The organism is Kitasatospora sp. NBC_00240 (genome assembly GCF_026342405.1).
Taxonomy (GTDB): Bacteria; Actinomycetota; Actinomycetes; order Streptomycetales; family Streptomycetaceae; genus Kitasatospora.
The window spans coordinates 7,842,944-7,856,352 of the sequence record NZ_JAPEMU010000001.1; the positions used below are offsets into that span (position 1 = coordinate 7,842,944).

The window sequence follows — 13,409 nt, forward strand, 5'->3', positions numbered from 1 at the left end:
CAGTGCGCACCGGGACCGACCGTGGAGTGACCATGTACGCGATTTCCCTGGGGGACGACGGCGCCGAGCTGTCCCCGCTCGAACCGTGGCAGGCCGAGGACTTCCTGGCCCACATCGACCGGGGACGGGAGTTCATCGGGCAGCACAACGGCCTCCCCGACGTCGTCACCGACCTGGCGTCCAGCCGGGCGTTCCTCCAGGCTTATGCGGACAGGACCGCGGCCGACACCGGACGGATCTACGGCATCCGCACCGAGGGCACGCTGGTCGGCGCCGTCATCTTCCGCCGGATGGACGTCGCGCAGGGCACCGCCGAGGCGGGTTGCTGGCTGGAGCCGTCGGCCGCCGGCAAGGGGCTGGTGACCCGGGCCGTGCGGACCATCGTCGACTGGGCCGTCGAGCAGCGGGGCATCCACCGGGTGGAGTGGGTGGTGTCCGCCGAGAACGCGCCCAGCATCGCCGTCGCCCGCCGGCTCGGGATGACCAAGGACGGTGTGCTGCGCGAGAGTTACCTCTACCGGGGCAAGCGGCACGACGAGGAGGTCTGGTCGGTGCTCGCGCCCGAGTGGCGGGCGGGGCGGGCGGCGGCCGGGGCCGCGTCGAGCCACTGATCCGGCCGTCCGCCGGGGGCGGGGCACGATGTCCGGGGCGTGCCACCGGCGGTGCCCCCATTCCGGTGGACCGGGTGGACCGGGTGGACCGGGTGGACCGGGTGGACCGGGTGGACCGGTGGGAGCCGGCGGCCGGAGCCCAGGACGCCCTCCTCCGGTCCGGGCGGCTCGGCGGGCGGCCGACGGAGCTTCGCCGGGACGGCGACCGGAGGAGCCTGCTCGCCGACGATCCGGGTCCGGTCCTCGTCGAGTTCCTGGGCGGCCCCGACGACCGGCAATAATGGATCACGCGGCGGGCGGGGCCGAGCGAGTTGTTCCGCTGCGCCCGTTCCCCCTGAGAGGTCTCCGCCCGCCATGGCCGATCCCCGCTTCAGCATCCTGTCCGAGGACTTCGCCGCCGATCCCTACCGGTACTTCGCCGGGTTGCGGGAGCGGTCGCGGGTGCACCACGAGCCCGCGATCGACAGCTACTTCCTCTCGTGGCACCAGGACGTGAAGCGGGTGCTGACCGACCATGAGGCCTTCAGCACCCGGACGCTGCAGGTACGCGCCGAGCCGGTGATGCGCGGGCCGGTCCTCGCCCAGATGACCGGGGCCGAGCACACCGCCAAGCGAAAGATCGTCGTCCGCGGTTTCACCGGGCAGGCGCTGGAGGACCAGGTGCGCGCCGTCCGCGCCAACGCCGCCGAGCTCCTCGCGCCCTTCCTGCCCCGGGGGCGGATGGACCTCGTCAACGACTTCGGCAAGCCCTTCGCCGTCCGGGTCACCCTCGACGTCCTCGGCCTGGACCACCGGGACCAGCGGCAGGTCAGCGCCTGGCTCGGCGGCATCGGCGAGTTCATCACCGGCATCGACCTCGCGCCCGAGCGCCGCCGCCACTGCCTGGACTGCGCCGAGCAGTTGGAGGCCTACCTCGTCCCCGTCATCGAGCGGCGGCGCCGCCGCCCCGGCGAGGACCTGATATCGAAGCTGTGCACGGCGGAGTTCGACGGCATCGCCATGAGCAACCGCGATGTCACCGCGCTGATCATCAATGTGCTGGTCGCCGCCGTCGAGCCCGCCGACAAGACCCTCGCCCTCCTCTTCAAGCACCTGATCGACCACCCCGAGCAACTGGCGCAGGTCCGCCAGGATCCGGCCCTGCTGCCCGCCGCGATCGCCGAGACGCTGCGGTACACGCCGCCCGTCCAGCTGATCCCCCGCCAGGCCGAGCAGGACGCCGAGTTCGGCGGCGCGGTCGTCCCGGCGGGCGCCACCGTCTTCTGCATGATCGGCGCGGCGAACCGCGACCCCGAGGTGTTCACCGCCCCGGACGACTTCGACATCCACCGCCCGGACCTGGGCACCTCCCGCTCCTTCACCGCCGCTGCCCAGCACCTGGCGTTCGGCACCGGCCTGCACCAGTGCGTCGGCGCGGCCTTCGCCCGGGCCGAGACGGAGACCGTGGCCGCGTTGCTGCTTCCCCTGCTCCAACAGGTCCGCCACAGCCCAGGCTCCCGCTACCGGGAGGCCGGCCTGTACACCCGGGGCCCTGTCTGCCTGCCGCTCGACTTCGTCCCCGTCCACGCGGGCGCCACCGGCCGGGGCTGAGGCCGGTCAACGCCGGCCCTGCACCGGGCGGGCCGGCGTCGTGCCCCTACCGGCCCCGGGCGCCGGGGCCTTCCCGCACCACCACCCTCCCAGGGAGAAGACCGTGACGACCCCGACCGACATCACCCGAGCCATCAACGACCTGCTGTTCACCCCGGGCCTCGACCTCGCCGAGGCTCTCGACCGGCACTTCGCCCCCGACTACCGCCAGCGCACCGACGGTGTGTGGAGCGACCGGAGTTCCTTCGCCCAGCACATGACCCGGCTTCGCTCCGTGGTCCGCGGCGGGCACATCGAGGTCCATGACGAGTTCCGCGACGGTCGGCGCTAGGCGGACCGCCACACCGTCACCGTCGAGCACCACGACGGCCACACCGCCCGCGTGGAGGTGTACCTGTTCGCGGAGTTCGCCCCCGACGGGCGCTTCCAGCGGGTCGAGGAGACCACCCTGCTGATCGCCGGCCGGGCCGACGACGGGAACCTGGGACACATCAAGTGAGGCGGACGGGCCGGTAGGGGGGCCGCGGCGCGCAGGGCGCCCCGCAGGCCCGTCCGACCTACCCGGTCCGAGCGGGTCGACCCCGTCCGTCCCGTCCGAAATCCGGTTCCCTGCGAACCGCCGCCCGGTACAGCCGTACGCCGTCCACGAACTCCCCCGGAGGTCGTGCCACCCGTCGACGCGGCCGGCGCCGTGGTTAGGATCGCTACCGAAACGGTGGATACGAGACACCACCGCGGTGCAGGCGGTCCGACCGGTCGGAGCAGCCGGCGCGAGGGCGGACTTCGCCGCCGTCGCGGGTGCCTCCTGCCGGCCCCTGTCGCCGCGAGGCCCGGTGGGGGCCGCCGGACCGCGTTGTCCGGTGCCGGGGGGACATGGGGAGGGGAACTGCTGTGGTGTCCGTCGGAGAGAGACTGAGCACGGCGCGAATACAGGCCTTCATCGGCCGGGACGAGGAACTCCGGCGCTTCGCCGAGGCATTGGCCGACGACCCGGCGGCGCCGTTCGCGTTCTACGTCCACGGGCCGGGCGGGATCGGGAAGTCGACGCTGCTACGGCGGCTGGCGGATCGCGCCCGGGCGGCGGGCCGGCCCCTGCTCGAACTCGACGGGCGATTCGTCAGCCGGGACCCGGCCGACTTCGAACGGGCGGCCGGTGCCTTCCTGGAGGTCCCCGGCACGGTCCTGTTCGTGGACTCGTTCGAACACTGCCAGTGGCTGGAGAGCTGGCTGTGGCAGCGCTTCCTGCCCCGCGCCGCCGACGGCACCCTGGTCGTCCTGGGCGGCCGGCTCGCGCCGCAGCCGCAGTGGACCGCCGACCCCGCGTGGGCCGGCCTCCTGCACACCACCGAACTGGAGCAGTTCTCCGAGGAGCAGGCCCGGAGCCTGCTGGCCGCGGCGCAGATCCGGCCCGAGATGCGCAACCTGGTGCTCCGCTTCGCCGGCGGCAATCCGCTGGCCCTGTCGCTCGCGGCCGCCGCCGGCTCCACGGGCTGGAGCGGCGAGGAGACCTGGGCGCCTTCGGCCGACCTCCTGCGCACCCTGCTGGTGGGGTTGATCGGAGAGGTGCCGTCGGCGGCCCACCGCCGCGCCCTGGAGGTGGCGGCCCAGGCCTACTCGACCTCGGAGGAACTGCTGACCGCGGTGCTGCCCGACGAGGACGCCCACCTGCTCTTCGACTGGCTGCGGGACCTGCCCTTCGTGGAGACCACCCACCGGGGGCTCCACCCGCACGACGCCGCACGCGAGACACTGGCCGCCGACCTGCGCTGGCGGGCCCCCAACGCCTTCGTGACGATGCGCCAACGCCTGGCGGAGGAGTACCTGCGCCTGCTGCGCGAGGCCCCCGAGGAGCGGGTCTGGACCGTCACCGACGAGCTCTTCCACCTCTTCCGCGAGGGGCAGATCGTGGCCCGCCTGCGGACCTGGTCCCGCGACGACGAGGTGCACGACCGGCCCCTGCAACCGGACGACGTCGACCTCGTGCTGCGGATGGCGGAGGAGACCGAGGGCGCGGCCTCCGCGGAGCTGGTCCGCCACTGGGTGCAGCGCCAGCCCCAGGCCTTCAGCGTCTACCGGCTGGTGAGCACCGGCCGGATCGTGGCATTCACGGCCCGACTCGCCCTGCAGGCCCCGCCGGACCCCGTGGACCTGGCCACCGATCCCGTCGTGGCGGCCGCCTGGGCGCACACCGACGCCACCGCACCGGTCGCCCCCGGCGAGCACATCGGCATCAGCCGCTTCTCGGTCTACCCCGAGCGGTACCAAGTGCCCTCGCGGGTCATCGACCTGAGCAGTTCCCGGGCCCAGGCGGAATCCGCCCGGGCCCGCGGTCGGGCCTACGGCTTCGCCGTCTGGCGGGACGCCGAGACGTGGTCCGAGCGGGTCAAGGGCAGCCTCGCCGACACCGGCGCGCGCCCCCGGGTCGGTGACTACACGTACGGAGTGTTCGGCGTCGACTGGCGCAGGGTGCCGGTCGAGACCTGGCTGCGCCACTTCATCGCGGCCACCGAGGTGCCTGCTGCCCCCTCCGGACCGTCCGGCTTCTCGCGCACCGCGTTCGACCAGGCAGTGCGGGAGGCGCTGCCGCACTGGCGCGACCCGGGCCCCTTCGCCGTCTGCGCCCTGATGCGGGCCCGCCTGGTCGCCGACTCCGACGACCCCGCCGAGGACCTGCGTGCCCTGCTGCGCCAGGCCGTCGACGAGCTCGCCCGTGACCCGCGCGGAGTGCGGGCCCGGGAGGCCCTGGCAGCGAGCTACTTCTCCGGTGCGCCCACCCAGGAGGCCGCCGCCCGCCGCCTCGGGCTGCCGTACGGCACCTACCGGCGGCACCTGCGCCAGGGGCTGGACCTGCTCTGCGAGGCCCTGTGGCAGCGGGAGTTGCAGGGGGCCCGGTAGGGGAGGGGCTGCCGGGGCCCGGTCGCACCGGAGCTGCCGGCGACCCCGGTCGGGCGCCGGACGACCGCGGGGGTGCGGTGGTCCGGCCGCCCCGACGGTGACGGGCCGGCAGCCGGGCCCGCGGACGGCCCTGCCCTGACACCGGGTGGACTGCGGCCGGGCCCGGGTCGGGCCTGGGCCGGGCGCGCCGCGCTGCCACCGGCCGCGTCCGAGGCGCCCCGCGCACCCGCTCGGATTCGTCGTCGGACGGCCGCGGAATCGGCGCCGGCCACCGCGATCCTGCGGAAGACGCCCTGAATCCACCGGCATTGCCCCTAGCCTTGTGCACGGAATTTCCGTGTCCGTAGCACCGATGGTCAGTCCCCGGGGAGGACGGATCGCCCCAGTCCGGACGGCACTTCCCGCCGGAGTCGCACTCCGTCAGCAGCGCCCGTGTCCGGGGTGGGACAGCAGATCCGGGGTTCCCTTCGCTCAACGGAGAGGCATCACCATGAGTCGAACAGGCTTGAGTCCAAGAGTGCTCGTCGTCGGGGCGGGCCTGGCCGGCACCGCCACCGCGATCCGGCTGCTCCGCTTCGCGCGCAGCCCGTTGGAGGTCGTCCTGCTGGAGCGCCGCCCCGAATACCGGTCCGCCGGCGTCGCCTACCACCGGGAGGGCAATCCCTGGGACCACGTGTTCAACATCCAGGCGGGTCGGATGTCTGCGTTCCGGGAGGACGTGCACGACTTCGTCCGCTGGGCCAACCGCGAGGCGGACCGGACGGACTGGCCGGCGCCCTGGGCCCGGTTCGAGTTCGTCGAGCAGGGTCCGGCGCCCCGGCGGCTCTTCCAGGACTACCTGGTCGACCGGCTGGCCGAGGCCCGGCGGGAGGCCTGCCCGGGCGTCGTCCTGGTCGAGGCGGACGGGGAGGCGGTCGATCTGGAAGTACGCCCGACCGGAGTCGATGTGACGATTCATCAGTTATCTGCGGGCGCCGCCGAGGACGGGCCGGAGCGCGGGACGACCGTGCTGCCCGCCGACCACGTGGTGCTCGCGACCGGTCTGGAAATGCGGGAGCCGCCCTTCGCCGCCGAGGTGGCCGGGCACGCGTCCTTCGTGCGGAACCCGTACTCCGCCGCCGGTGTCCGCACACTGGAGGGGCTCCCGCCCGAGGCGACCGTCGCGATCGTCGGCTCGGTGCTGAGCGCCTACGACTCGGCGGGCCTGCTGCTGCGCCAGGGGCACACCGGGAGGATCAGCCTGATCTCCAGGACCGGGACGATCTTCCGGACGTACCCCGGTGGCCACGAGCACGGGGTGGTGCAACTTCCGTGCCCGGTCTCGCTGCTGGAGCCGTACCGGGAGAGGGAGGAGTTTCTCGCCCGGGTCCGGGGGGAGTGGGAGGCGGCCTGCGCGGCGGTCCTCCGGGACCACCCCGGGATCGACCCGGTGGTGGTGTCGGAGCGGGTGGCCAAGGCGTGGGAGCCGCACCTCCCGAAGGCGCTGGAGCAGATTCCCTCCGCCGAACTACGCTGTCTGCTCGACGAGTTCGGGACGGCGATCGCCGCGTTACGGGTCGGCGCGGTGGAGTACACGATGGCGGTGATCGAGCGCGCCATGCACCCGGCGGACGGCTCGGTGGACCTGGTCGTCGGCAACGTGGAGCGGATCACGCCGACGGAGTCGGGGCGGCTGGTCGTCTCGGTCGCGGCGCCGGACGAGAAGCACGCCGTCGAGGCCGATCTGGTGGTGTCCAACTTCGGCCGGGAGTCGGACTACAGCAGGGTCGGCCAGCGCCTCTGGCGGAACCTCCTCCGGCGGGGGATCGCGGTGCCGCACGGGCGGACCGGGCGCGGTCTGGAGGTCGACGAGCAGGGGGTGCTGCTGAGCGCGGCCGGGAAGCCGGCCGGCCCGATCTCCGCGGTCGGCGTGCTGCGTGAGGGTGACGAGATCGTCCGGAACGGCCGGACCGGCGCATTCACCTTCAATCTCGCCGCCATCAAGAACCAGTCGATCGCCGTCGCCGCACGGGCGATCGAGCAACTGGAACTGCGGGAAGGCGGATTGGATCGACGCCTGGCCCAATTCCGTGGGCATGTCAGCAATATGGAGGAAGCGGCCCGGAGGGGATTCGAGGAGGCTGTAGGCCTGGAGGTGAGAAGGTTGGCCGCACGTAATCGGAGCGAACGGGAAGTGTTCGATTCGCGTTTGGGCGAGCGCATTCGGTTCGTCGGCGAACTTTCCTCATTGTCCATGGATACCCCCCTGCGTGACCGCCTGATGAGGGTCCTGGTCAACCGGGCCGCCGTCGAACGGCTCACCGACGTCTCGGTGACCCCGCGGCAGTTGCGTCGACAGCTGGGGATAGCGAGCGCCGAAGACCTGGAGGATTAGTTGAACGGGCGACGAGTTCAGGGATTCCTGCTGACCGGTGGTACGGAGAGTGTGTTGCGAGGCACTTGTAACCGCACGAGAAGTCCACTTGAGGGGTCCATCCTCGTCGCCCCTTCGCTGGAGGCGGGATTGTACGAAGCGATCGTGGCGGCGCGGGCCGTCGTCTGCGGCGCGGGCGGACTGACCGGCCACATGCAGTCCATCTGCCGGGGCAGGGGAATTCCCGTGCTCCGCGTCGACCAGGCCGATCTCGACGACCTGGTCGGCGAGGTGACGCTGTACCTGGAGAGCCAGTCGATCGTGATCGGGTCCGAAAGCGCGGCCGGGGCCCCCGACCCGGGTGCCGGGGGCCCGCTGCTGGACAGGCTCGGCGCGGCCTGCGCGGTCATCGCGGACCTGCAGGACATCGAGACGATCAACGCCTGCGGGCCCAACGCCCAGCAGGTCGACACCTTCTTCATCCGGGAGGAGTTCCTCTGCCTGGCCGCGGGCCTGCGGCCGCTCGACTCGCTGGACGGCGGCCACGCCGCCATCGAGCTCTACGGCCGGGCCGTCGCCGGGCGGTTGTGCACCTTCGTGGAAGCGCTGCTGCCCGGCCAGCGGCTGGTCCTCAGGCTGCTCGACCTGCGCTCCGACCACGCCGCCGGCGTCACCGAACTGGCCCCCGTCGCGGTCGAACCCAACCCCGAACTGGGCCTGCACGGCGCTCGCTGGCTGCTCGGGTCGGCCGCCTACCGGGAGGCGCTGCACGCCGTGCTGCGGTCCCTCCGGGAGCGGCTCGGCAAGGACGCCGACCGGGTGCACCTCTCCGTCCCGTTCGTCAACGACGCGGAGGAGTTCGCCCAGCTCCGGGAGCACCTGCGACTGCCGCCCGAGGTGCCGCTGTCCGCGTTCGTCGAGACGCCCGCGGCGGTGCACGCCACCGCGGAGATCTGCGCCGCCGGAGCCAGTGAGCTGTTCGTCGGCACCAAGGACCTGGTGCAGTTCTACCTGGCCGCGGACCGGAGCAACCACCTGGTGGCCGAGTCCTACCAGACCCGGCACCCGGCCGTGATGGACGGGCTGCGCAGGGTGGTGGAGTCCGCGCAGGTGTCGGGGACCCCGGTGCGGGTGTTCTCGCTGGGGTCGGACCTCGACCACTACCTGGAACGGCTGCCGACCCCGAACGGCTACATGATGTGCACCGCGGAACTCCGGCAGGTGCTTCTGCAGCCGCAGTTCTGACCGATCCGACCGGCGGGGGACCGCCGGGCGGGCCGCGCCGGTCGACGGTGCGGCCCACCCGGTTCAGCGGACGGTGTCGCCGAGCCGCCGGTGGCGCAGCCGGCGTTCGGCCGCCCGGTCCGTCGGGGGGACGGCGGCCAGCTCGGTGAGCGCGGCCCCGACGGCGTGGCCGACGCGCACGCAGAACGCCTCCGACTCCTCGGCCGCGTCCGGGAGTTCGGGAATCACCAGGTCGACCAGGCCGACCGCCGCCAGGTCGTACGCGCCGATGCCCTGGGCCCGGGCCAGCTCGGCGGCGTGGTCGCCGTCCCGGTGCACGATCGCCGAGGCGCCCTCCGGCGGGAGCGGCGCCAGCCAGGCGTGCCGGGCCGCGATCACCCGGTCGGCGGGGAGCAGGGCGAGTGCCCCACCGCCGGAGCCCTGGCCGAGCAGCACGGCGAGCACCGGGGTGCGCAACGCGAGCAGGGTGGTCAGACAGTGCGCGATCTCCACCGCCACACCGTCGAGTTCGGCCTGCGCGGAGAGCTCCGCCCCGGCCGTGTCCACCACCGTGACCAGCGGCAGGCCGAGTTGCTCCGCCTGCTGGGCGGTCCGCCGGACAGCGCGCAGATCGGCCGCGGTGAAGGGCAGCTCCTGCGGGCCGGTCCGGCGCTGCTGCCCGACCACCAGGGCCGGCCGCCCGTCGAACTCGGCGAGCGCGCGGACCAGCGCCCGCTGCGGGCCGTGCGGCCCGGCCGGGGACTCCAGCAGGACCGGCCTGGTGGCCGCGTGCTGCAGCAACTCCCGGGCGCCCGGCCGGTGCGGGTCCCGACTGCGCCGCACGGAGTCCCAGGCGTCGGGGGCGTCCGGCACGGGAGCCTGTGGTCCGGGGTCGGGCCGGGTCCCGGCAGGCTGCGGGCCGTCCGCGCGCGGGCCGGCGGGCCGGTCGCAGAGCAGGGACAGCAGCCGGCGCAACACGTCCCGCAGCTCGCTCGGCGCGACCACGGCGTCCACCAGCCCGCGACCGGCCAGGGTCTCGGCCGACTGAACGCCGTCCGGCAACGGGACGCCGCGCAGTTCCTCGTACACCCGCGGCCCGAGGAACCCGAGCCGGGCGCCCGGCTCGGCCAGCACCAGGTGGCCCAGGGTGCCCCAGGAGGCGAAGACGCCGCCCATGGTCGGGTTGCGCAGGTAGGTGAGGTACGGCAGGCCGGCGGCCTGGTGGGCCTGGACGGCGGCGGTGACCCGGAGCATGCAGAGGAACGCCGCCGAGCCCTCCTGCATCCGGGTGCCGCCGGAGACGGGCAGCGCGATCAGGGGCAGGCCCTCGGCGGTGGCCCGCTCCACGGCCCGGGTGATCCGTTCGGCCGTGGTCACCCCGATCGAGCCGCCCAGGAAGCCGAACTCGGAGGCCACCAGGGCCACCGGCCGCCCGGCCAGCAGGACCCGCCCGGTGGTCACGGCCTCGTCCAGGCCGGTCCGGTCCCGCGCCCGGGCCAGCGAGGCCAGGTAGGCGGGGTCGGCCGCCGGGTGGCCGACCGGTTCGTCCCAGCAGTCGAAACTGCCCGGGTCGGCGAGCAGGCCGACGAACTGGCGGGCTGTGAGGCCGGGCCGGCCGGTCATCGGAGCCCTCCCGGCACGGCGCTGTGCCCGGTACCGCGCCCGGCGTTCCGCACGGTGGGACGTACGGCCGGTGCAGCAGCACGTACGGCAGCACGTGCGACCGCCGGGGTCCGCGGTGCGCGTCCGGTCAGGCGTGCGGGCACGCGTCCGGTCGGTCGGTCCAGCTCCCAGGAATCCACCTGATCACCCTACGCACCGGCCCTCGGACGGACGGGAGGGTCGGGCGGACTGTGAGCAGTCCCACCGCCCGGTCCCGCTCCTCGTCACGGGCGGGACGGGGCGGCACCCTACGGTCTGTCGTGCCGGCGGCCCCGCAGCTGGCAGCCTGACGGTTGCCCGGGCGTAGGGTCGTGATTAGCGTGCCTGGCATGTCCGGCGTCCCCCCGCCGGCCCGTCCGGAAAGCAGGCTCCCTGTGGGCACCTCCGCCACACCCGCCACCGCCGCCGAGTCCGCCGTCGCGAACGGGGCGGTCTCGTTCTGGTACGCCGAGACCGGATTGCCTGAACCCCGGCCACGGCTGGCCGGCCCGGCCGAGGTCGACGTGTGCATCGTCGGCGGCGGGTTCACCGGCCTGTGGACCGCCTACTACCTGAAGAAGGCGGACCCGTCCCTGCGGGTCACCGTGCTGGAGCGGCGGTTCTGCGGCTACGGCGCGTCGGGGCGCAACGGCGGCTGGCTGTACAGCGGCTTCGCCGGCCGCGGTGTCTTCGCCCGCCGGTACGGCCGGGACGCGGCGATCGGCATGCAGCGGGCGATGAACGACGCGGTCGACGAGGTGATCCGGGTCGCGGCCACCGAGGGCATCGAGGCCGACATCGTCAAGGGCGGCGTGCTGGAGGTGGCCCGCAACCCCGCTCAGCTGGCGCGGCTCAAGGCCTTCGTCGCCCAGGAGCATGCCTACGGCCAGCAGGACCAGGTGCTGCTGGGGGCGGCGGAGTCGGCGGCCAGGATCGGCGTCGCGGGCGCCCTGGGCGGCAGCTGGGGGCCGCACGGCGCGCGGATCCAGCCGGTGAAGCTGCTGCGCGGCCTGGCCCGGGTCTGCGAGGCGCTGGGGGTGACCGTCCACGAGGCCACACCGGTCTCCGAGATCCGGCCGGGCAGCGGCACGGTCCCGGCCCGCGCGCTCACCCCGTACGGCGCCGTGTCGGCCCGCTTCGTGCTGCGGGCGACCGAGGGCTTCACGGCCGGGCTGCGCGGGGAGCGGCGGACCTGGCTGCCGATGAACTCCTCGATGATCGTCACCGACCCGCTGCCGCCGGAGTTCTGGGCCGGCGCGGGCTGGGAGGGCCGCGAGACCCTCGGCGACATGGCGCACGCCTACATGTACGCGCAGCGCACCGCCGACGACCGGATCGCCCTCGGCGGGCGCGGGGTGCCCTACCGATTCGGTTCGCGGGTCGACCACGACGGGGCCACCCGGCAGCGGACGGTCGAGCAGCTTCGGGACATCCTGCTGCGCTTCTTCCCCGCGGCCGGCGCGTACGTCGGCCCCCGCGCCGGGGTGGCGCACGCCTGGTCGGGCGTGCTCGGCGTGCCGCGCGACTGGTGCTCGACGGTGGAGCTCGACCCGGCCTCCGGCCTGGGCTGGGCCGGCGGGTACGTGGGCAGCGGCGTCACCACCACCAACCTGGCCGCCCGGACCTTGCGCGACCTGGTGCTGCGCGAGTCCGCGGGCCCCGGCGCCGCGGCGGACACCGCCCTCACCGCGCTGCCCTGGGTCGGGCACGCGGTGCGCCGCTGGGAGCCCGAGCCGCTGCGCTGGCTCGGCGTGCACGGGATGTACGCCGCCTACCACGCCGCCGACCGGCAGGAGAGCGGCGGCCGGGCCGGCACCTCGCCGATCGCCCGGATCGCGGACGTGGTCTCCGGGCGGCACTGACCGCCGGGCTCCAGGGCGCCCGGGGTGCTGGGCCGTCCGGTCCACGGGCGACACCTGGACCGGTCCGCCGGGGGCGGCCGCCCCGATCGTCGGGCCGGACCGGGCCCGGGGAGCGAGAATCGGGAGCGACACCGATTGCGCCGCGTGCGGGCGGCTCCCGGACGGCCAGGGAAGCCCCCGGCGCCCCGAAGCGAAGGATCAGGCATGGCAGAGGCACTCGCCGGGAAGGTCGCCCTGGTGGCCGGGGCGACCCGGGGAGCGGGGCGGGCGATCGCCGTCCAGCTCGGCACCGCCGGCGCCACCGTCTACGTCACCGGCCGCAGCACCGCGGGCCGGCCCTCGGAGTACAACCGGCCGGAGACCGTGGAGGAGACCGCCGCCCTGGTCACGGCCGCGGGCGGGCACGGCGTCGCGGTGGTCACCGACCACCTGGTGCCGGCGCAGGTCGAGGCCCTGGTCCGGCGGATCGAGGCGGAGCAGGGCCGGCTGGACGTCCTGGTGAACGACATCTGGGGCGGCGAACTGCTCTTCGAGTGGGACAGCACCGTCTGGGAGCACGACCTCGACAACGGACTGCGGCTGCTGCGCCTCGCCGTCGAGACCCACGCCGTCACCAGTCACTACGCGCTGCCGCTGCTGCTGCGCAACCCCGGCGGGCTGGTGGTCGAGATGACCGACGGCACCGCCGAGTACAACCGGAGCAGGTACCGGGTCTCCTTTTTTTACGACATCGCCAAGTCCTCGGTGCTGCGGATGGCCTTCGCGCTCGGCCATGAACTCGGCCCGCGCGGCGCCACCGCCGTCGCGCTCACCCCCGGCTGGCTGCGCTCGGAGATGATGCTCGACAACTTCGGTGTCACCGAGGAGAACTGGCGCGACGCGCTGGAGCAGGTCCCGCACTTCTGCATCTCCGAGACTCCCGCGTACGTCGGCCGGGCCGTGGTCGCCCTGGCCACCGACCCGGAGCGCGCCCGCTGGAACGGCGAGTCGCTCTCCAGCGCGCAGCTCGCCCGCGAGTACGGCTTCACCGACCTGGACGGCAGCCGGCCGGACGCCTGGCGCTACCTGGTGGAGGTCCAGGACCCGGACCTGCCGGCCGACGCCACCGGCTACCGCTGACCCCCGGCGCCGACGCGGCCGCCGTCGGCCGGCGCACCGGAGCGACCTCGGCCGCAACTTCGGGACGCCGGGTCGGCCCTGGCGGCCTTGGCGGCCTTGACCCGACCGCAATCT

The 13,409-nt window shown here is 74.1% G+C and carries 10 protein-coding genes; 9 read left to right on the top strand and 1 reads right to left on the bottom strand.

Annotated elements, in window-relative coordinates:
* Positions 1-32 precede the first annotated feature (32 nt).
* From OG689_RS33635 to OG689_RS33665, 7 genes are all read left to right on the top strand, one after another.
* On the top strand, positions 33-611 hold the full coding sequence (locus tag OG689_RS33635) for a GNAT family N-acetyltransferase (RefSeq protein ID WP_266324615.1): 579 nt from the start codon (positions 33-35) through the stop codon (positions 609-611).
* Positions 612-685: 74 nt separating this feature from the next.
* Positions 686-892, top strand: a complete 207-nt coding sequence (locus tag OG689_RS33640; RefSeq protein WP_266324617.1) for a hypothetical protein — start codon at positions 686-688, stop codon at positions 890-892.
* Positions 893-965: 73 nt separating this feature from the next.
* Positions 966-2,201, top strand: a complete 1,236-nt coding sequence (locus tag OG689_RS33645) for a cytochrome P450, cyclodipeptide synthase-associated (protein ID WP_266324619.1) — start codon at positions 966-968, stop codon at positions 2,199-2,201.
* 103 nt (positions 2,202-2,304) lie between these two features.
* A complete protein-coding gene (locus tag OG689_RS44910; protein ID WP_323189349.1) occupies positions 2,305-2,532 on the top strand; it encodes a hypothetical protein in 228 nt (75 codons plus the stop codon).
* 563 nt (positions 2,533-3,095) lie between these two features.
* On the top strand, positions 3,096-5,096 hold the full coding sequence (locus OG689_RS33655; RefSeq protein ID WP_266324621.1) for an AAA family ATPase: 2,001 nt from the start codon (positions 3,096-3,098) through the stop codon (positions 5,094-5,096).
* A gap of 490 nt (positions 5,097-5,586) precedes the next feature.
* Entirely contained in the window at positions 5,587-7,470 is a 1,884-nt protein-coding gene (locus OG689_RS33660) for an FAD/NAD(P)-binding protein (protein WP_266324623.1), read from the top strand.
* Positions 7,471-8,694 carry a putative PEP-binding protein gene (locus OG689_RS33665; protein WP_266324625.1) on the top strand — a complete coding sequence of 408 codons (1,224 nt, stop codon included), beginning with the start codon at positions 7,471-7,473 and terminating at the stop codon, positions 8,692-8,694.
* Positions 8,695-8,757: 63 nt separating this feature from the next.
* Here OG689_RS33665 and OG689_RS33670 read toward each other — a convergent pair whose 3' ends face one another.
* On the bottom strand, positions 8,758-10,296 hold the full coding sequence (locus tag OG689_RS33670; protein WP_266324627.1) for a carboxyl transferase domain-containing protein: 1,539 nt from the start codon (positions 10,294-10,296) through the stop codon (positions 8,758-8,760).
* A 413-nt stretch (positions 10,297-10,709) separates the two neighbouring features.
* Here OG689_RS33670 and OG689_RS33675 point away from each other — a divergent pair, with 413 nt between their 5' ends.
* Both OG689_RS33675 and OG689_RS33680 read left to right on the top strand, forming a co-directional pair.
* Positions 10,710-12,176 (top strand): FAD-dependent oxidoreductase, encoded by a 1,467-nt coding sequence (locus tag OG689_RS33675; RefSeq protein WP_266324629.1) that lies wholly within the window; start codon positions 10,710-10,712, stop codon positions 12,174-12,176.
* A 204-nt stretch (positions 12,177-12,380) separates the two neighbouring features.
* Positions 12,381-13,295, top strand: coding sequence for an SDR family oxidoreductase (locus OG689_RS33680; RefSeq protein ID WP_266324631.1), 915 nt, complete (start codon positions 12,381-12,383; stop codon positions 13,293-13,295).
* Positions 13,296-13,409 lie beyond the last annotated feature (114 nt).